18 protein-coding genes are annotated in these 19,967 nt (G+C 44.8%); 12 read left to right on the top strand and 6 right to left on the bottom strand.

Annotated elements, in window-relative coordinates; genetic code table 11:
• Positions 1 to 700: sulfocyanin-like copper-binding protein (locus QXE01_06655; GenBank protein MEM4970917.1), on the top strand; the 700-nt coding region annotated here is incomplete at its 5' end.
• Between the two features lie 108 nt (positions 701 to 808).
• Positions 809 to 1,375 carry a DUF359 domain-containing protein gene (locus tag QXE01_06650; GenBank protein MEM4970916.1) on the top strand — a complete coding sequence of 189 codons (567 nt, stop codon included), beginning with the start codon at positions 809 to 811 and terminating at the stop codon, positions 1,373 to 1,375.
• 22 nt (positions 1,376 to 1,397) lie between these two features.
• Here QXE01_06650 and QXE01_06645 read toward each other — a convergent pair whose 3' ends face one another.
• The 6 genes from QXE01_06645 to QXE01_06620 all read right to left on the bottom strand — a co-directional run bounded on the left by QXE01_06645 (position 1,398) and on the right by QXE01_06620 (position 7,712).
• A complete protein-coding gene (locus QXE01_06645) occupies positions 1,398 to 3,047 on the bottom strand; it encodes an ABC transporter substrate-binding protein (protein MEM4970915.1) in 1,650 nt (549 codons plus the stop codon).
• A 40-nt stretch (positions 3,048 to 3,087) separates the two neighbouring features.
• Entirely contained in the window at positions 3,088 to 4,089 is a 1,002-nt protein-coding gene (locus tag QXE01_06640) for an ATP-binding cassette domain-containing protein (GenBank protein ID MEM4970914.1), read from the bottom strand.
• A complete protein-coding gene (locus QXE01_06635) occupies positions 4,067 to 5,047 on the bottom strand; it encodes an ABC transporter ATP-binding protein (protein MEM4970913.1) in 981 nt (326 codons plus the stop codon). Before QXE01_06635 ends, QXE01_06640 begins: the two co-directional genes overlap by 23 nt.
• A gap of 2 nt (positions 5,048 to 5,049) precedes the next feature.
• Positions 5,050 to 5,946 carry an ABC transporter permease gene (locus QXE01_06630; GenBank protein ID MEM4970912.1) on the bottom strand — a complete coding sequence of 299 codons (897 nt, stop codon included), beginning with the start codon at positions 5,944 to 5,946 and terminating at the stop codon, positions 5,050 to 5,052.
• Entirely contained in the window at positions 5,925 to 6,872 is a 948-nt protein-coding gene (locus QXE01_06625) for an ABC transporter permease (protein ID MEM4970911.1), read from the bottom strand. The genes QXE01_06630 and QXE01_06625 overlap by 22 nt, the downstream gene beginning before the upstream one ends.
• Positions 6,873 to 7,082: 210 nt before the next feature.
• Complete coding sequence (locus QXE01_06620) at positions 7,083 to 7,712, bottom strand: helix-turn-helix domain-containing protein (GenBank protein MEM4970910.1); 630 nt, start codon at positions 7,710 to 7,712, stop codon at positions 7,083 to 7,085.
• A 163-nt stretch (positions 7,713 to 7,875) separates the two neighbouring features.
• Here QXE01_06620 and QXE01_06615 point away from each other — a divergent pair, with 163 nt between their 5' ends.
• The 10 genes from QXE01_06615 to QXE01_06570 all read left to right on the top strand — a co-directional run.
• Complete coding sequence (locus QXE01_06615; protein ID MEM4970909.1) at positions 7,876 to 8,625, top strand: hypothetical protein; 750 nt, start codon at positions 7,876 to 7,878, stop codon at positions 8,623 to 8,625.
• Between the two features lie 358 nt (positions 8,626 to 8,983).
• Positions 8,984 to 9,922 carry a hypothetical protein gene (locus QXE01_06610; GenBank protein ID MEM4970908.1) on the top strand — a complete coding sequence of 313 codons (939 nt, stop codon included), beginning with the start codon at positions 8,984 to 8,986 and terminating at the stop codon, positions 9,920 to 9,922.
• A gap of 1 nt (position 9,923) precedes the next feature.
• Complete coding sequence (locus QXE01_06605) at positions 9,924 to 12,575, top strand: tubulin-like doman-containing protein (GenBank protein MEM4970907.1); 2,652 nt, start codon at positions 9,924 to 9,926, stop codon at positions 12,573 to 12,575.
• Positions 12,576 to 12,804: 229 nt separating this feature from the next.
• The gene (locus tag QXE01_06600) at positions 12,805 to 13,200 is read left to right on the top strand and encodes a hypothetical protein (GenBank protein MEM4970906.1); all 396 of its coding nucleotides are present in this window, start codon (positions 12,805 to 12,807) and stop codon (positions 13,198 to 13,200) included.
• Between the two features lie 591 nt (positions 13,201 to 13,791).
• Positions 13,792 to 15,216 carry a cation diffusion facilitator family transporter gene (locus QXE01_06595; protein MEM4970905.1) on the top strand — a complete coding sequence of 475 codons (1,425 nt, stop codon included), beginning with the start codon at positions 13,792 to 13,794 and terminating at the stop codon, positions 15,214 to 15,216.
• Between the two features lie 64 nt (positions 15,217 to 15,280).
• Entirely contained in the window at positions 15,281 to 15,901 is a 621-nt protein-coding gene (locus tag QXE01_06590) for an IS607 family transposase (GenBank protein MEM4970904.1), read from the top strand.
• The gene (locus QXE01_06585) at positions 15,888 to 16,214 is read left to right on the top strand and encodes a hypothetical protein (protein ID MEM4970903.1); all 327 of its coding nucleotides are present in this window, start codon (positions 15,888 to 15,890) and stop codon (positions 16,212 to 16,214) included. Before QXE01_06590 ends, QXE01_06585 begins: the two co-directional genes overlap by 14 nt.
• A 97-nt stretch (positions 16,215 to 16,311) precedes the next feature.
• Positions 16,312 to 17,232: a zinc ribbon domain-containing protein gene (locus QXE01_06580; GenBank protein MEM4970902.1), complete on the top strand. Its 921-nt coding sequence runs from the start codon at positions 16,312 to 16,314 to the stop codon at positions 17,230 to 17,232.
• 133 nt (positions 17,233 to 17,365) lie between these two features.
• The gene (locus QXE01_06575) at positions 17,366 to 17,824 is read left to right on the top strand and encodes an archease (protein MEM4970901.1); all 459 of its coding nucleotides are present in this window, start codon (positions 17,366 to 17,368) and stop codon (positions 17,822 to 17,824) included.
• 406 nt (positions 17,825 to 18,230) lie between these two features.
• On the top strand, positions 18,231 to 19,967 hold a 1,737-nt coding region (locus QXE01_06570), incomplete at its 3' end, for a succinate dehydrogenase/fumarate reductase flavoprotein subunit (protein ID MEM4970900.1).

The raw sequence follows: 19,967 nt of genomic DNA, 5'->3' as shown, positions 1-19,967 counted from the left end.
AGAGGCAACCTCTATAGTTACCAGAGCCCAGGTTACAACGGTAACCACAGCTGTTGAGAAAACAATTGTTTCTCAGATATCAGCTACGGTTCCAACAACTATTCAGAGAACACTTATAACCACGGTTACTCAGCAGTCCACAATAACAGTGGGGCAGACGATTCCAGCTGGTGCAACACCACTACCCTTCTCTGGGAAGACAGTCTTTGCATTAATATCAACGGGCTTTAACTTCAACGGATCCTCTAGGGGCGGACTTGGGATATATATACCAGCGGGGTGGGGCTTAGAGATCATGTTTACAAATAGCCATACAATATCCCACAGCATAGTTATTGTGAAAAATAATACTGTAGTGCCTCAGAATAGGGATATAGGAAGCGATGGAGTGATCATAGCTTCACAACCTCCCACATATAGTAGTGGCATACCAAGCGGATCCACGGTAACCCTTAGCGTCTCCTCACTACCAGAGGGGGTCTACTGGATAGCGTGTGGCGTGCCAGGGCATGCCTTGGCGGGGATGTGGATAGTCCTTGTAGCATCGCCAAATGTTTCAACACCATATGTGATCCAGCTTCAACAGGCTGGCGGGGTTGAATATCCATATAGCTATGGAGTGGTTTTCGTAACGCTAATAGCAACAGCGATCCCTATGATCTTCTGGATAGGTAGAAGAAAGCATGGCCAAACATTTTAGAATATATTTTTCACCATAGCTGAAAGATCCACCATTTAAAAGGGGAAGGCGACTAGGATATTCTAAAGCTTTTTAAGATCTAGAGAATCCTTCTTGGGATGCTAGAGAATGGTGTTAAAGATCTATCCCCTCCCGGAGAGGCTTAGAGGTGTTTTATCCAGAGAATATGGCGTCCTCGTAGAAGGAGTTGATAGAATATCTGTAGCTAGGAGGGTGATCATGATTATACATGGTAAGAGAGTGTGGAGCGTTGGGGATATAGTGACGATGAGCCTCATAGAGGCTGGGTTCACACCACATGTTGCAATAATTGATAGAGCAACCCTTAGGGGGGAGAACATAGATATGAGTAAGGTTGAAAAAATATATAGACAAGCTGGGAATATCATAGAGATAAAAAATCCGCGTGGAACCATATCTAGTGAGGCAATAAATACTATAAAATATATTGCTAGAAACCCTGGGGAGAGGTTTCTAGTGCTCGTAGAAGGGGAAGAGGATCTATTGTCACTGCTGGTTGCAGGGATTGCCAGCTATAATGAGATCCTCTTGTATGGAATCCCTAGAAAGGGTGTGGCTGTTGTGGAGATTGATCAGAATATCAGGGCTCTTGCTCTAAGCATCTTAAAAGAGATCTTAGGGGAGGATTATAGCTTATACTTCGTGGTTCCCTGAAAAAGGTTTCAGCTATAAAAAATCAACTGAAATACGCTCTATCGAAGAAGATCATCTCACCATCGATATATACCCAGTATCCCTTCAGATCTTTTGTAGAGGCGTAGAACCACTTCTGCGTGTAGAGGAATATCCATGGCGCGTCTCTCCATATAATCTCTATAGCCCTCTTATAGAGCTCAGCCCTCTTAGTCTCGCTAAGCTCCCTCATAGCCTGATCCAATAGAGAGTCTACCTCTGAATTGTTATAATGCGCAGCAGCAAGCCCTCTTGGGGGTGCTTGTGATGAGTGGAACTGACCATAGAGTGTGAAGTGGGAGTCCGCAACACCAGGACCCCATCCTAGTAGTAGTAGGTCGTAGTCCTTCTGATCTAAGGGCTTTGTTATTGTTGCAACGAAGCTAGGCCAATCCATCGTTCTAAGCTCAACCTGAACACCTATCCTCGAGAGATATGCCTGCACAGCCTCTGCAACCTGCTTATCCTGGAGATACCTCCCAGTAGGGTGCAGAAGGATCAATTTCCTATCGAATGGAAAACCAGCCTCCTCAAGAAGCTTCCTAGCCCTCTGAGGATCATATTGATAAGGCTCCATCCTAGCATAGCCGAAGAAGTGGGGCGGAACTGGGGAATCAGCTGGGATTGCAAGCCCATATAATACGCTATTAACAATAGCCTCTTTATCAACAGCATAGTTGAAGGCCTGCCTAACCCTAGGATCCTTGAGAGGCCCCTTAGGCAGAATAGCTATGAAGATAACCCTATTGCTAGTAGGTGTCAACACCACAAACCTAGGATCATTCTTAACCCTCTCAAGATCTGTTGGCGGTAGGTTATACGCGAAGTCTACATCACCTGCTAGTAGAGCGGCTAGCCTTGTGGATGCCTCCGGTATTACTAGCCACTCAATCCTCTTTATAGGCGGCTTAGGCCCCCAATAATCATCATTCCTCTCCAGAACAACCCTCTTACCCTTCTCCCAAGATACAAACTTATAAGGCCCAGTACCTATAACCTCGGTTATACTCTGATTACCAAACTTCTTAATAACATTTAGACTGGTTATTAGTAAATAATTGGCAAGGGCTTTTAGGAATGGTGCAAATGGCTCCTTCAAATAGATCTTAACTGTATATGTATCGATAACTTCAGCACCTTTTACAGGTCCTAGCTGTAGCCTTAGTGGAACCCTTACTGTTGGGTCTATCCACCTATCTATATTAGCTTTCACAACTGTTGCATTGAACTCTGAGCCATCGTGGAATCTAACGCCCTTTCTAAGGTAGAATGTATAGCTAAGACCATCTGGCGATACCTCCCACCTCTCAGCAAGCCATGGGATGACATTGCCCTTATCATCGAACCATAGAAGGGTTTCATATACATGCCTAACCACATTCTGCACTGTTGTCGTTGTTTGTCCATGAGGATCTACTGTGTCTAGATCTGTTCCTATTGCTATTTTAAGTATATCTTTTTTAGAGGTTATTGTTTGCTGCGGTGTTGTTACTATCTGTGTCACTCCCCTAGCCTCTGTTCTAGCTGTTGTCTGAACCCCTGCCCCAGCCTGGCTAGGGGCTTGCTGTAGCATGATTATAGACGCTGCTATAGCTATAACAACAACAGCTATAACAATCCCTGCAAGAGCAATCCTCGATAGACCAGACACCATAGAGGAGCCCGCAGATAGTATAGTTTAGCAGGATTAAAAGCTATTGAAATACCTGTCTTTCAAAACCGGTATTGCTGGTGTATCTGATGCATGCAACCATGTGATCTTTGGAGACCTCTCTAAGCTCTGGATGCTCTTTGGAGCATTCATCAATTGCTATTGGGCATCTAGTTATAAATCTACAGCCCTTTGGAGGGTCTATAGGGCTTGGGGGTTCGCCTCTAGCTTTATACATCGGATCTTTATATGCCTCTGTTGAAGCTAGTATTGGTGATGAGTATAGGAGCATTTTTGTATATGGGTGCCCAGGTCTCTTGAAGATCACCTCTGTAGGGCCGACCTCGACTATCTTGCCTAGATACATGATGGCAACTCTATCAGATATGCTCCACACAAGCCCCATATCATGTGTGATAAATATTATGCTAAGACCAAGCTTCTCTTTAAGATCCATCAGTAGGTTCATGATCTGCGCTCTAACAGAGACGTCTAGGGCGGATACGATCTCATCTGCGACGAGGATTTCAGGCTCCATAGCTATAGCCCTAGCGATTGCGACTCTCTGCCTCTCACCCCCTGAGAGCTCGTGGGGGTATTTAAAGATATGATCCTCTACAAGGCCTACCATCTTTAAAAGCTTTATAGCTTTATCCAACACCTCCTCCTTCGAAGCCCCTGGTTCTCTACTTAATATCGCTTCCCCAACTATATCGAAGATCTGTAGCCTTGGATTTAGGCTGCTATCTGGGTTCTGGAAGACAGCCTGGATCTTATTTCTAATCTCCCTCCTAACACTCCTCCCCTCATATATGTCCACGCCTCTATAGAGAACGCTCCCACGATCTGGTTTTAAGAGCCCAGCTATGATCCTTCCAAGCGTTGTCTTCCCAGATCCGCTCTCGCCTACAAGTGCTAGAACCTCGCCATCATATAGATCCAGATCTACGCCATCAACAGCTCTAACATATCTCTTAGAACCTAGAAACCCCACCGATACTGGGAAATATTTTACAACTCCTCTAACGCTTAGTATCGCCTCCATATTCATCACCGTAGAGGAAGCACGAAACGATCCTACCGCCCTTATTTATTAAAACAGGATCTTTTTTCGAGCATATATCCATGGCAAATTGACATCTTGGATGGAATCTACAGCCTGGGGGCGGGTTTATGAGGCTGGGTATAGATCCGGGGATTGATTGGAGCCTCTTCTTCCTCTCATATCTAAGGGATGCTAGCAAGGCCTTTGTATATGGGTGTAGAGGATCCTTAGCTATCTCCTCAGCCCTCCCTATCTCAGCTACTTTTCCAGCATACATTATCATGATCCTATCTGCTATCTCAAGCAGTAATGCTAGATCATGTGTTATAAAGATTATCGAGGACCCTGTCTCCTTTCTAATCTCATTCAATAGATCCACTATCTCCGCCTGGATCGTAACGTCTAGGGCTGATGTTGGCTCATCAGCAACAATTAGCTTAGGCCTCTCAGCAATTGCCATAGATATTAAAACCCTCTGCCTCATCCCCCCGCTCATCTGATGTGGATAAGCCTCCACCCTCCTCTCTGGATCAGCTATCTTCACCATTCTAAAGAGCTTAACAACCTCACCTAGATATTTCTTAGCATGGCCCCCTCTATGTGCCTCGAAGACCTCGGCTACTTGGAAGCCTGTTGTATATACTGGGTTTAGATATGTGCTTGGATCCTGGAAGATCATGGAGATCTCCTTACCCCTTATCCTCCTCAGCTCCTCACTATCCATTGAGAGGAGATCTCTCCCCATAAATATGATCCTTCCAGATACGATCTTGGCAGGGGGCCTCAGAAGTCCTGATATAGCTAGTGCAAGCGTTGATTTACCAGATCCACTTTCACCAGCTATCCCTAGGATCTCCCCCTTATATACATCGAAGCTCACACCATCGACAGCCCTTACAACTCCTTGTGGGAGGTAGTAGTATATTCTTAGATCGCTTACCTCTAAGATCTTCTCCATATCTATCCCCTCCTGAGAAGAGCCCTTGCCCTGGGATCTAGGGCGTCTCTAAGCCCATCTCCTAATAGGTTGAAGCTTAGTGCCGCTATCATTATGAAGAGGCCTGGGAAAACCACTATGTGTGGTGAGCTGAATAGATATGTTCTCCCACTACCTATCATCGAGCCCCACTCCGGCGTTGGAGGGGGCACTCCAAGGCCTAGGAAGCCTAGTGCTGATGCAAGCAGTATTGAGAGCCCCATATAGTATGTTGCCTGTACAACTATAGCTGACATTGTGTTGGGGAGGACATGTTTGAACATTATATACACCGAGCCTTTGCCAAGAAGCCTTGCAGCCGCTATATAATCTTCCCCCACAACCTGTAATACGACGCCTCTTACAAGCCTAGCATATACTGGGAATGTGCTCACAGCTATAGCTATGATGAGGCTGATAACCCCCTGGCCTAGTGATGCCACTAGGGCTATCGCCAATAGTATTGTTGGGAATGCGAGCATCACATCAACTATCCTCTGTATAACTGTATCCCATAGCCCTCCTAGATAGCCTGATAACAGTCCTAGGATCACCCCTATTAAAACCCCGAGGGCCACGGATGCAATTGATATTCCAATAGTATATCTAGCCCCAGCTAATATCCTGCTTAGAATATCTCTCCCAAGCTCATCCGTACCAAATATATGTGCAGGGCTAGGGGGCATCCTAGCCCTTGATAGATCGAAGTCATATGGGTTATAGGGTGCTATGAGGGGTCCGAATATGGCTATGAATATGAGGAAAGCAACTATATATAGTGAGGCATAGGCAGCCCTATTAGCCTTTAGAGCCTCCCACATCTCTTGACGTCTCTTTCTTCTAGCCTCATATATCCTTCTCAGGATCTCCCTCCTCTCCATAGGATCTCCCTCACCCTCGGATCTATATAGGCGTATAATACATCAATAACAATGTTTATAGCTATGAAGACGATCACTATGAATAATATGATCCCCTGTGCCAGGGGGTAGTCTCTATAGAAGAGAGAGTCTACCAAGAGAGAGCCTATCCCAGGCCATGCGAAAACAGTCTCTGTTATCACAGCACCACCTAGCAGTGCTCCTATCTGTATACCCATTATAGTTACTATTGGTATCATGGCGTTTCTAAGAACATGTCTCATCAAAATAGTTCTTTGCCCCAGCCCCTTTGACATCGCTGTAAGGACATGGTTACTCCCAAGGGCCTCCATCACAGAGGCCCTTGTGATCCTGGTTAGATTGCCCATTAGGAGGAGAGCTAGTGTGATGGCTGGAAGCACTATATGTTTTGGAGATTCCGCACCACTTGATGGTAGTATCCTCAGAGACACAGCGAATATGTATATGAATATAAGGCCTATCCAGAATATAGGTGTTGACGCACCTATGAGAGATACTATGGAGACTATATATGATACCTTAGATCTAGGTTTGAGTGCCGATAATATGCCGAGGGGTATTGCTATAGCAACCGCTATGGCTTCCGCAGCAGCTGCGAGAGCCAATGTATAGGGTAGTCTAGCCATGATCTCCTGTATAACCGGGGTTCTATATTTAATCGATGTTCCGAAATCGCCTCTGAGTATCGAGGAGATATAGTCTATAAACTGGATATAGAGAGGCCTGTTGAGCCCAAGCTGTTCCCTTATCCTCTCTACATCCTGCTCAAGCGCCTCAGGCCCTGCAATTAATCTAGCAGGGTCTCCCGGTAATATCCTAACTAGGATAAACATAACAAGCATAGCACCGAAGAGCGTTGGTATGGCCTGAGCGATTCTTTTGGCCACATATCTTGCGAGGGACATGGTAGGTCTAAATAGAAGTATGGAGTAGGCAATATAAGGGTTGCGATTCCAACCTATCCCTTGGCTTCATATCCTATATAGAGATCCTTATAATCTTGTGATTCGATTATTATCAGGCCCAGCAAATGGTTAACCTAAGCATCGAAAGATCGTGGGAAAAGGTGATTAGATGGTATGGAGGCGTATGTAGAGGCTCTGTTCTATATCTTATTAGCTAACCTGTTCCATAATATCTATTCTATGTCTACAGAGGAGATCTCCTCTAACTATGCATTCAGCAAGGTGTATTTTGTTGCTCCCAGTTATATTCCTCAAGATCTCTGTGTGGAATTTTATACATATAAGGTCATAGTAGTTCTTAGCAATCTTTAACAGAGGGCAGTTCCTACTTATAATCTCTATAGATCCATTAGACCTCCTCACAGATCCCATGAAGCCGAATGCGTTTAGATTCTCAATAGAGGATGTTATATCCTTAGAAGCGCTTTTTAAAGCAATATCCCTCGCCATGCTACTCACCACAGCCTCAACCTTCTCGCCCAGCCCCATAGATGTTAATCTATTGATAAGCTCTAGGAGAAACTCGCTGTAGAGCTTGGGAAGAGCCTCTATCCCCTGCTCAGTCACCATATATACCTTTCTAGGCCTCCCAACACCCTTTCTAACAAAGATATGCCTAACAAGCCCGTGTTTCTCGAGCTTCTCAAGATGCTTCCTAACAGCGCTCACCCTAACACCTAGGATCTTAGCTATCTGGGCTGCGGTAGCACCCTCACCAGCAACAAGCTCGAGAACCCTTAGAGAAGCGCTTGAAATCCCTCTAGGAGGATTTCCCCTCATGCTCCCCCAATATCATAAAGATGCTTGGAACTATATATAGATCACGCATTGTGTTATACACCTAACCTCCTCCCCGCCCTGAAGGGGCGAGGCTTTTAGGTTATAATATACAAATATTTAAACAAGGATCTTTGCTTAAATACCTCCTTAATAAAAACACTATTTGGTGACTAAAATCCCAAATGGCAGATCATGGATCCCAACTATAGTGGGTATAGCTATAGCTGCAATAATATTCTTCGGAATAGGTTATCTGGCATCACCACCTAAGATCATCACATATACATCTACAATAACTAAGGAGACAACCGCTATCCAGACCCAAACTATTGTGAGGACATTAACAGCTACACAGACACTCCCCATAGCTACTTCACCAGCCTCAGATCTAAGGGCAACACTCAGATCCCTGTTGATCCAGCATGGGGAGGGTCATAGGCTATATGCATATGCTCTCTACTTCGAGAATAAGGATCTCCAACAGGTCGCGGTTAACGAGCTTCTAGCTAATTCAAAGGCGCTTGGAGATGCAGTAGCCCAGGTATATGGGAGAGACGCAGGTAACAAGTTCACCGAGCTATTTAATGGCCATATAAAGGCTGTTGCTATGTATTACCAAAGCGCTTTCTCGGCTAATGAAAGTGGTAAGAGAGAAGCTGTTGATCTTCTCACAAAGAATGCCATGGAGATAGCTACATTCCTATCAAGCGCAAACCCAAACCTGCCTAAAGAGGCTGTGTTCTCCCTGCTAAGGGATCACGCTCTTCAAGCCATGAAGCAAGCAGATCTACTGGCTCAAGGCAAGATCTCTGAGGAATCATCTATCTATATAGCCATGAGGAACCACCTAATCCTAATAGCCGATGCTCTAGCAGATGCTATAGTTAAGCAGTTCCCCGAAAAGTTTAAATAATATCGAAACAGATCTTTTTTCCACCTTAGATATAGAATGAATCGTTGGCTTAGCAACGGCTTTCCAGCTTTCAACCACTATAGCTATCCATGTTGATTTAACAGAATAACAAGCCCAATGATCAAAAACCATTAAACTATAGAGCAGATGAACCCTAGGCTGTTGAGACTATATAGTCGATTCACCAATGGAGGTTCCGAATAATAGGTTAATATGCTCTGTAAGCGAGTTAGAGGAGATAGAGAGTGGGACGAAATTACGCCTATTGCTTCTATGGGTATGGAGCTACTATGTATGCTAGGATATGTAATAAAATTTAAGAGACCTCCTAGCTACTATGATGTGAGCGGGGTAGTAGATGGGGAGATTATTTCTGGCTCTCATGATTGTGGCTGCTATATCCCTTGCTATGTATTCTATGTGGATAGCTAACGCCCAGATCAACTGGATCTCATCCTTCAGTATAAGGGATCTAACAGATAACAGGGATCTAACCCCTGGCGAGCCCCTCATAGCTGGGCATAGCTATAGAATCACCATAACCATCCAGGTTCCCCAGACCGTGCCTGGAAGCGTCTTTACAGTCTCGCTTAATACTAATATGAGTAAGGCTGGCCAGACTATATGGAATCTTGAGAGTCAGGAATACCCCGGAATTGATCAGAATCTCTTCACACCAGCTAGCTATAGCGTTAGCTTTAGGCATGTGCAAGGGATCCTGAGGATCTCTGCAACATTCTCGGTTCCCCAGAACTTTAACATCCTATATAGCTCTGGCGGGGTCGTGATTAGACAGCCAAGGGATAGCTATCCTGTGGTTACTGTGTTTATACAGGGAGGATCTACTGTTGGCACGATAAGCCTGAGGATCGTTGATAGCGTTATTCAGAGTTACGAGGCTCTCTATAGAGAGAAAAGCGGTTTGATCTCCTCAGGCTCTGTTGATAGGGCATACGAGCCTCTGATAAATAGCCTTTTATCACAGGCATCCAGCCTAGCATCCCAAGGGCTCTATGACCAGGCTGTCTCGCTTCTAAGAAGCATAGATCCCAGGAGCCTTCCACAACCCCCAAGCACCGGAATCGTTATAGCTCTTGGGGGAGCTGCAGCAGCCCTTGGAGCAGTTGCAGCTATTCTATTCATATTAATGAGTAGAGCTAGGGCTTCGAGGGATGATGCTCTGGATAGAATAAGACAGGCTAGGAATAGAATAGCTGGGATGAAGGTCAGGGCTCAGAAGCTCGATAAGGTTTTGGCTCAGGAGATAGAGGATCTCGAGAAGATATTGGGTGAGTAGTATGAGCATGCCGAGATACGCATCGATACACGTTGTTGGCCTCGGTGGGACAGGGACCAATGTGATCCAGAGTATAATAGAGAGTGAGAGGTTCCTTAAGATAATCTCAGCAGAGGATCTACAGCTCTCATTCCTAGCTATAGATATAGCTGATGGCGATATAGAGGCGCTCCAGGAATCATATAAAAGGCTGGCCCAGAGAATGCTATCCCAAGGAATCCCCCTGGATAGAATATGGCTTAAAACAGTTAAGATAAGGTTCAGCACCCCAGATGCCCTCTTCGAATTCATCTCCAGATATGATAAGATACTCTCATCAGAGGGTGTCTATGTGGAGAACTATAGGCCGTGGGTTCACTCAGCTATGACAATACCGCCTCTAGCAGGAGGTGTTGGGAGGCAGAGGGCTCTTAGCAAGGCTATATACCTGCTTAACTATTACTACTACGAAGAGCTATCAGGGATCATAGCCTCTTTCAAGGATAGAGTGCTCACCTCTAGATACACACCTGTTGTCGCAATAGTCTTCGGACTTGGAGGGGGCACGGGAAGCGGCATTGTTTTTGACTTCGCCAGGCATCTTAGATCGAGGCTTGGAACAGCGGTGCCAATAATAGGGATCGCTGTTCTCCCAAGCACCGCAGATGACTACCTAGCCAGAGGCCCAGCCCCATATACAGCCTTGCACGAGCTTGAGATGCTTATGAATAGCGATCTCAACCAGAGGGTTGTTGATATGTATGGCAATATCTATAGGAATCCCTTCAACGCATTCTTCTTCATAGCCTTAGAGCCTGTCTATAATGCCAAGAATAACCTTGTCGAGGCTAAGAGGAACCTTGATGAGATGCTCAGCGAGATACTCAACCTACTCTCACACTTCGACCTAGCGGATCTCATGTCAAGGGTTGGTACTAACAATGCTTTCGGCCCTAACTGGGTTCACGCCATGGGCTATCTGAAGATCAGATACCCTGTTGATGGCTATATAAAGTATCAGAAGGACTTTCTAACACTGCTTGAGAGGATAGGAAGCTATATGGCGATTAAAAGGGATCTTATTGAGAAGGTAAGGGTTATACTAGATGCTAAGCAGCAGGAGTTAATAGAGATCCTAAGATCTCATCTAGCCGAGATGGGATCATATAATCCAGAGACATTCGAGAGCGAGGTTGAGGAGCTGATAAGGAGGGGAGGTAGATACGATATAGATCTAAAGGCCCAGATAAGGGCTCTCCAGGACTTTGTGAGCTACTATAACACAAAGTTCGCAAAGGCGATCAAGGCTATAAGATTCCCAGAGGATAAGATCGAATATGGCGTTGTTAAGAAGATAGAGGATATCATAGCCACTATGTCGAGCATAGCGAGCACCTATGATAGCATAGCAGAAATATCCCTTGAAGATGTTGAGCAGGGGATAATATCTGGGAGGGGCTTCACAGTTAAGCAGATAGGGCTACTAAGATCTTACCTCAACTTCGTCAGGCTTGTATCGAGCGGTATAAATGCTATAAAGTCCTATCTAAGGGCTAAGGCCTTGGCTGAGGAGCTGCTTAAGAGATATGGGAAGTCACAGGCGAGGGAGGCTCAGCTAGTCAGACAGATCAATGATGTAGAGCTGAACCAGCTCTTCAGCTGCATACAAGTCCTCCTATCAATGCCGGATATGGAGGCCAGAACCCTTGACCAGGTTACCCTAGGCCTTAGGATACTTAGAAAGAGCTTCGAGGATAGATATAAGGATATAGAGACCCTTGTGGAGCATACGAGAAGGCTTATATCGCAGAAAGAGGTTGAGGAGAGACAGCTAAGGGATGAGATTAGGGGTATAAAAATAGATCTATCTGGTAGGAAGAGAAAGCTTGAGAAGCAACTAGCATCTATACAGAGCGAGATCCAAAGCCTCAAGGCAAGGTTAAACGAGCAGGAGGAGGATCTTGAGAGGAGCAGGAAGCTATATGAGCTAGCTAAAGAACTTGTCGCAGGTGTTGAGGTTACCTCTGAGTATAGGAAGCACCTAGCACAGATCGCTTCGATAGAGAAGGAGATAAACTCCCTTATGAGCGAGATAACAAAGACAGCTAAGTTCTATGAAAGGGTTGTGGAGCTTAGCGAGGCGGAGCAGATGAGGATAATGGAGAAGATCCTTAGGGAGGAGGAGGCAGCCCTACAGGGTGATGAGGTGTTAAACGAGATAGTGGATAGGGATAGATTTAGAGCAACCATAGATAGGCTTATAAGGATCCTCAGCATACCAACACAGGTTGGTCTCACAAATAACTTTAGAACCGATCTGATATGGGTTACCATAAGCATACCTGAGAAGCTATGGGATCAGGATCTCCAGATGAAGCTTGTGAACGCGCTAGCCCCCAACCTCAAGATCGAGGCGAGCAAGGGGATTACTGTGAGGCAGATACCTCAGGTAGATCCGTGGACAATATCGATCCTAGTGATCTTTGCAAAGGCAAGGATAGAGGATATAGAGATGTACCACGCGATGAAGAGAGACGCTGGTGAGACTAGAAAGGCTGAGAGAATCCTCTTCAGAAGCTACTTGCTAGAGCACTGGAGCAAGGATATAGAGGAGCTGAGGATCCTTCTGGAGACTAAGAAAGAGGCTGAAGAGGTTAAGGAGCATAAGAGATAGATCTGAATAATCTAGATCCATAGTCACGGTTTTTCAGCCTATGAATACAAATAGATAAAGCGATAATCAAATATCTAGATATAGCATTTTTAAGAAGGATTTACAGGTGAAAGCCTACCCTTCTAGGGCTAGGCGTTGCTAATTCCTATAAGCTCTTATACTATCACAGAGCAGAGCTTTGGATCTTAGCTAAGACGTTCTAAAAGATCCACATATATTGATATTAGCTGTGACACTATATAAGACTACCTATCCCTATGGGTGTATCCTGCTGAGAGGTCTATCTAATCTAGTCCTATCCCTCATAATGCTCTCAATAGCCCTCCCAATAGGCTATATAATATTGGATAGAGTCCGCAGCGCTAGCTCTGAAATACATATACCATCTATCCCCCCAATGGTTGTTGCCTATAGCATAAAGAACGGATCTGGATATGCATTAATAATATTTAACCTAGGGCCTGGCAGAGCTATCATAGATGGTATCGTGGATACCAATGTAACCTATCACGAGGAATACTTAGTAGTTGAAGAGGGAGCGGTTTCTATCATAATAATCAGCTACCAACCCCAACTAATAGTACTAAGAGGAGGCGAGACGGTAAAGATAAAACCCCTATTATGATCTAAAACCTAACATTCTATAGCTAGATATAGAGATCTAGCAACTACTGTCTAAAGCTGATACTCATTGACACAGCTCTCAGCGAGATAAATATATCAAAGATCTAGGATCTGATCTCCTCACCGCCCTTAAGTGCGGGTTTTCCAGATGAATTCTAAAGAATATCTGTTTTAGAGATCAAGGTGGAGCTAGATTCTGAGTCGAGCCTTCCAGTATAAAAAATATTAGAATATCATGAGGATCAATAGTTAATACTATTATGTATGCTAGGGAGGAACAATAATGATCTGAAAGTTAAATTTATAAGGTGGATAGATTTAAGATAAACATGGTGGGGAACATGGCTAAGAAGAAGGAGGAGAAGAAAGAGCAGAAGGGCCAGGAACAGCAGAAGCAGCAGCAAAAGAAATAGGGCTCTGACCCTCTATATCCATTAAGATTTTTTCTTTTAAACCTTCCCCTCTCCATCTGCACAATTGCTAGCCCATCGAGTAAGCTATAGGGATGAGGTGTAGAGCTTAGAAAGTCGTTTATCTGGTGTTTTGGGTTTGACTATTTTAATAAGGGTTGGGAATACTATTAGATTAGTGGATGAAGAGGAGACTCGTGATGTGGAGAAGAGATCGTAGTTCGAGTGATAGGATAAGTTATCTAGATCCTAGGGTGACTCTCATACTTATCTCTCTTTCATCTTCCCTCGCCATATTAGTGCTCAGAATATCTGCTTATCTCTATAGTGGTAGCCTGGCTATTCTTGCAGATAGTATTCATAGCTTTAGCGATATAGCTGCAGGGGTTATAGCCCTGATAGCTTTGAAGGTCGCGCTTAAGGAGCCTGATTCTGAGCATCCATATGGACATGGTAAGGCTGAGAGTCTGGGCTCGCTTGGGATCTCTGTGGCCTTGATAGCTGTGCTAGTATATATATCATATGAGGCTATGCTGAGAGCCTTATGGGGCTATGGTGTTGAGGTTGAGTTTACACCTATGATCTCCATTATGATCGGATCTACAATAGCTATAGATCTTTGGAGATCTAGAGCCCTGAGCAGGGGAGCCAAGAAGTACGGATCTATTATACTTGCATCAGACGCTCTCCACTATAGAAGCGATCTATATGCAACCTCGTCTGTGCTGATCCTCTCTATCTTAGGTATTGTGCTGGGGAGAAACCCCCTTCTCTCCATACTCGATCTTGTGATCGCTATTATCATTGCCTCATATTTCGCATTCGCAGCAGTAAGGCTTGCCAAAACAGCTATAGATGATCTCATGGATAGGGCTCCAGGGGATGTTATAGAGCTGTTTAAGACCGTATGCAATGATCTCGGTGTTGGGGTTAAGAGTGTTAGGGCAAGGAGATCTGGGCCTAGGATCTTTATAGACGCTGTTATAGAGGCACCTGGCGATATGGAGCTTTCTGAGGCACATAGGCTAGCTGATGAGCTTGAGGAGAGGGTGAGGATGGGTTCTAGGCATAGTGTTGATATGGTTATCCATATAGAACCAGCAGATGGATCTAGATCAGAGGAGATCGCTAGATCAAGCTCCGAGATAGCCTCAAAAGTAGCGGGCGTCCTAGGCGTCCACGATGTAGAGGTGTATGGCGATGAAAAGGGCTACCATGTGAGAATGCATGTAGAGGTAAGCCCATCGATAAGCTTAGAAGAGGCATCCAGAATAGCAGTGGATGTCGAGAAAGCGGTTAAAGAACATAGAGGTGATATAGCAAGTGTCTTAGTACATATAGAACCTAGAAGAAGCGGTATAAGGGATATACATAGAATAGTCTATAAGATCCTTGAGAAGGAGCAGATGCTGAGAGAAAATATAAGGCTAAGAGGCGTTAGAGCCCTCTATATAAGGGGAGGCATGGTCATCGATATAATATGCACAATGCCGAGAAATCTAGATGTTAGCAAAGCCCATGAAATAGTATCTAAGCTCGAATCCATGATCAAAGAAGAGCTTGGGAAAAACGTCTCAGTAAATATTAGGTACTCAGCAGACTATTAGCTTAACATAAAGCTTTTAAGTACCCTAGCTATTATAGATACTTGGATATACTAGAGGTACTAGCGTGAGCGAGAAGCTCTATAGAACTAGAGAGGTTGCCGAGTTTCTCAATATTAGTGTTAGTGCTGTTAAGAAGTGGATTAGACAGGGTAGAATTAGAGCTGTTAGGATTGGCAAGCTCTGGATGATTCCCGAAAGCGAGGTTAAGAGATTCTTGTATGGTGCTCAACCTAGGGAGGTTAGGGCAGTCATCTATGCTAGGGTTTCATCGGACAAGCAGAAGAGTATTCTGGAGAGGCAGATTGAGAGGTTGAGGAGCTACTGCTCAGCCAAGGGCTATAAAGTAGTTGATATGATAACAGATGTTGCTAGCGGGTTGAACGAGGAGAGGAGCGGTCTCCAAAAGCTATTCAACATGGTAGTTGGAAAGCAAGTGGATGTTGTGGTTGTAGAGTTCAGGGATAGGCTGGCTAGATTTGGATTTGAGTATCTAAGAAGATTCTTTGAATCCCACGGTGTTGTGATAGAGGTTGTTGAGGAGAGTGAGAAAAGCTACGAGGAGGAGCTGATAGAAGACTTCATCTCGATAATCACCTCCTTAGCCGCCAGGATCTACGGGAGGAGGTCTCAGAGGTTTAGGAAGATTAAAAAACTAGTCGAGGAGATGATATATGGAGCTGGTTGAGCTAAGGAAAACCCTGAAGCTTAAGATAATACCACTAACAAAGAGGGATAAGCTGGAGGCTCAAACACTCCTTAAAGACTATAGAGAGCTTGTCGGAGAGGCTTTAAACATAATCATGACGAATGATGCTAGGAGTAAGAAGAAAGCCCACGATCTATGCTATAGAACTCTGAGAGAGAAATACCCACATCTACATAACAAGTTTGCTGAGGAGGCGTATAAGAGAGCACTAGCCAACTATAAGGGCTATAGAAAGCAGTTGAGGAAATGGGATAAGGGGGAGCTAAAATCGAAGCCATCACCCCTCCGTTAAAGATCTTAGAATAGTTGATCTACATATTGACACGTTCAAGATCGAACAAGACGGCAACCACTACCTCCTCAGAGTGTCTAAAGGTAGTGGAAGCCATGTGAGGTTCATTGTGATGATGTATAGATATGCCCTCGAACAACTCCACGGAGTTAGGATTGGGAACTCGAAGATCCTGATCGATGGCGACGAGCTCTACCTCCTAACGATTATCAGGAGTGTTGAGGCGAGGCCTCATAGAAATAAGATCTATATCGATACTAATGAGGATAATGTCTCGTACTTAATTGTTAATTATGATAAGGGGGTGGCTATGCTCTCCAAGTTAGAATATAATATTTCGAGGATCAGGGTTAGGTATAGATGTATTAGGAGGAGTATTCAGAGGAAGGTTGAGAACCCGTATATTAGAAACAAGCTCCTCGCTAAGTACGGCTCTAGGGAGAGACATAGGATCGAGGATAGACTGAAGAAAGTCGCCAAAATCCTCGGAGATATTGCTGAGGTGAACAACGCTACACTAGTTAGAGAGGATCTAGATCTAAAGAATAGTAAGAAGAGGAAGACTAGGGGTAGGAGGCTGAACTATAGGTTAGAGACATTCCCGTACAGGAAGTTCTTCACATACCTAGATTTAGAGTTTGCCGAGAGAGGATTGAGTGTTGAAGATGAGGATGCTAGAGGTACATCAATAACATGCCCGGTATGCAATCACCTTGATAGGAGGAATAGAGTGGGTAGTAGCTTGTTTAAATGCAGGAAATGCGATTTCACATACAATGTTCATTATGTCGCATGTCTAAACCTATTCTCCCGCCACAATGACGGCGTGGTAGCCATCAGTGGCGGGAGAATAATACTCATAACCCGCGAGGCGGGCCAAGTGGTGCCCGTCAATGAAGCCCCCAATGACCCCACGACTAATGAGTGGGTGCCCGAGGGGGAAGTCCGTGCCCAGAGAAACCAAGGTAACCAAAATATTGGGCACGGGCAACCACTAGCGTTTCCCAGGAATACATAATTTATATGTAACCAACCAGCCCTCCTATTAACAGCTTACAATCGAAGACCCGCTTTTTGAGATAGGAACGGTTAGCTAGAGTACCTCAGAAATGCTAAATATCGGTTTTTTATAGAAACTAGAGGGAGCTCTAATGGATTCTCACACGGCGAGGATTATAGATGTAGATCATACAGCTGATGTAATGTATATAGTAGAGGCTAAGAGCCTTGAGGAGCTCTTCGAATATGCGGCTCTCGGGATGTTCAGATATATAACACCAGATCTATCTAGGGTATCACCTGTAATCGGGGTTGAGGTTTCGTCGAGAGGCTTTGATCTTGAGAATCTGCTCTATAGATGGCTTGAAGATCTATTAATACTGCATGACCTCAGAGGACTTGTATTCTCGAAGTTCCGGGTTAAAGGGATATATAGGTTTGAGGAGGGAGGGGAGCAGGTATATATGTTAAAGGGATATGCTGCTGGAGAGAGATTCGATCTGAGAAGACATATTCCCGGTATAGTTGTTAAAGCTGTCACATATTCCCAGATGTCTCTAGAGAAAACCCAGGATGGGATGTGGAGGGTCTCTATAGTTCTGGATATATAGATCACAGATCTATAGAAGATCTAACCTCTCTATTATAAGCCATTATTTAATCCCATGCTAGAGGGATGCCTTTAAATCTCTCCTGAATAAAAAGCAGGAATCTTTATTAGGTTGATTTAGAGTGATGGGAGCCCTGCTCCAGAGGCGGGCTTATCCTAGATGAGAGTCGGCTTTACAACATAAAGATATAGATGTCTATAAGCATTACTAGCTAGATATAGTCTCAACTATAGCCAACCCATGAGATCCGTGGTGAACCAGGGTGAGAGGCTGGAGCATGTGAATGGTTGATACCTACAAGCTATAGGGCTCCTAGAGGTGATTAAATAGTTTAATCTATTATATATGCGGCCTTTATAGATTATATAGATATATTCTAGATTGCATAGAATTAGTTGGTGAGGCTATGGTTGAGGTTCTTCGCTATGATGTGCTCATCATTGGATCTGGTTTAGCTGGTTTGAGGGCTGCTTTCCAAGCAGCTCTAACCTCTAAGGATAGGTTGAGGATAGCGGTTATATCTAAGCTCCATGCGATGAGGAGTCACTCGGTAAGTGCTGAGGGGGGTATAAGCGGTGTTCTCTATCCGAAGGAGAATAACGATAGTATTGAGCTCCACGCATATGACACTGTTAAGGGAAGCGATTTTCTAGCTGATCAGGATGCTGTTGAGATTCTGGTGAAGCTTGCGCCAGAGGAGATAAAGTTCTTCGAACATCTGGGTACTCCCTGGAGTAGGTTGCCAGATGGTAGGATAGCTCAGAGACCCTTCGGAGGTATGAGTGTTCCTAGAACTGCTTTTGCAGCAGATAAGACTGGTTTCTTCATGATGAGTACTCTCTATGATAATCTACAGAGGTTCGAAAATGTTGAGTTCTTCCACGAGAACTTCGTAACATCGATCATATTGGAGAACGGACTATTCAAAGGCGTAACAGCCATAGATATGGCTACAGGAGAGTACAGGGTCTTCCTAGGTAAGGCGGGGATAATAGCTACTGGGGGGGCTGGCAGGGTATATTCATTTGTAACAGTTGCCCACTCAAACACAGGCGATGGAATCGCTATAGCCTATAGAGCTGGGATACCGATAAAGGATATGGAGTTCGTCCAGTTCCACCCAACTGGTATGGTTCCAAGTGGTGTTTTGATAACAGAGGCAGCTAGGGGGGAGGGAGGATATTTAATCAATAAGCAGGGTGAGAGGTTTCTAAAGAGATATGCTCCGCAGAGGATGGAGCTAGCCCCGAGGGATATAATTTCTAGGGCTATCATGACAGAGATCAAAGAGGGCAGGGGGTTTGTTCACGAGGAGTCTGGCTTAGAATATGTACATCTGGATCTAAGGCATCTCGGTGAGGAGAAGATAAACGAGAGGCTCCCAATGATAAGGGAGCTATCTAGAAAGCTAATAGGTGTAGACCCCGTAAGCGAGCCCATACCAGTTAGACCAGCTGTCCACTATATGATGGGGGGTATACATACAGATACATATGGCCAGGTGATGCTTGATGAGCAGAGCACCAGAATACCCAATCTATGGGCTGCGGGGGAGGTGGCATCTGTAAGCGTTCACGGGGCTAACAGGCTTGGGAGTAATGCTCTTGCTGAGTGCGCGGTGTGGGGTAGGCTTACTGGTGAGGCTGCAGCTAGATATGCTATGAATGCCCCCGACACCATGCTACAGATCAGCCCAACGGTTGATACAGCTATTAAGAATGAGGAGAGGAGGATCTTCGATAAACTCCTACACACCGAGAGCAACCCGGAGAACCCATATGATATTAGGAGGGAGCTACAGACAATGATGGATTCATTGGTAGGGGTCTTCAGAGACCAGAAGGGTCTTGAGGAGGCTTGGAGCAGGCTTAAGAGGCTGAGAGAGAGGTTCTCGAAGGCGAGGGTTGAGAATAGGGCGAGGATATATAATAATAATCTAAGGGATTTCCTAGAGATAGACTTCATGCTCGATGTAGCTGAGACAATAGTTGTGGGTGCTCTCAATAGAACAGAATCTAGAGGGGCTCACTACAGGCTTGACTATCCCAAGAGGGATGATGTGAACTGGCTTAAACACACATTGGTATTCTATAGAAGGGGGGAGCCCCCATATATTAGCTATGCACCTGTTAGGATAACTAGG

The organism is Sulfolobales archaeon (assembly GCA_038897115.1).
GTDB lineage: Archaea > Thermoproteota > Thermoprotei_A > Sulfolobales > AG1 > AG1.
The sequence above is the reverse complement of the archived record's forward strand: the minus strand, read 5'-3'. Positions and strand labels throughout refer to the sequence as shown.

Excerpts from the sequence above, each read along its gene's own strand:
- QXE01_06630 (MEM4970912.1), bottom strand. The coding sequence starts at position 5,946 with ATGGAGAGGAGGGAGATCCTGAGAAGGATATATGAGGCTAGAAGAAAG.
- QXE01_06620 (MEM4970910.1), bottom strand. The coding sequence starts at position 7,712 with ATGAGGGGAAATCCTCCTAGAGGGATTTCAAGCGCTTCTCTAAGGGTT.
- QXE01_06610 (MEM4970908.1), top strand. The coding sequence starts at position 8,984 with ATGGGGAGATTATTTCTGGCTCTCATGATTGTGGCTGCTATATCCCTT.
- QXE01_06635 (MEM4970913.1), bottom strand. The coding sequence starts at position 5,047 with ATGGAGAAGATCTTAGAGGTAAGCGATCTAAGAATATACTACTACCTC.
- QXE01_06625 (MEM4970911.1), bottom strand. The coding sequence starts at position 6,872 with ATGTCCCTCGCAAGATATGTGGCCAAAAGAATCGCTCAGGCCATACCA.
- QXE01_06640 (MEM4970914.1), bottom strand. The coding sequence starts at position 4,089 with ATGGAGGCGATACTAAGCGTTAGAGGAGTTGTAAAATATTTCCCAGTA.
- QXE01_06605 (MEM4970907.1), top strand. The coding sequence starts at position 9,924 with ATGAGCATGCCGAGATACGCATCGATACACGTTGTTGGCCTCGGTGGG.
- QXE01_06575 (MEM4970901.1), top strand. The coding sequence starts at position 17,366 with ATGGATTCTCACACGGCGAGGATTATAGATGTAGATCATACAGCTGAT.
- QXE01_06645 (MEM4970915.1), bottom strand. The coding sequence starts at position 3,047 with ATGGTGTCTGGTCTATCGAGGATTGCTCTTGCAGGGATTGTTATAGCT.
- QXE01_06595 (MEM4970905.1), top strand. The coding sequence starts at position 13,792 with ATGAAGAGGAGACTCGTGATGTGGAGAAGAGATCGTAGTTCGAGTGAT.
- QXE01_06650 (MEM4970916.1), top strand. The coding sequence starts at position 809 with ATGGTGTTAAAGATCTATCCCCTCCCGGAGAGGCTTAGAGGTGTTTTA.
- QXE01_06585 (MEM4970903.1), top strand. The coding sequence starts at position 15,888 with ATGGAGCTGGTTGAGCTAAGGAAAACCCTGAAGCTTAAGATAATACCA.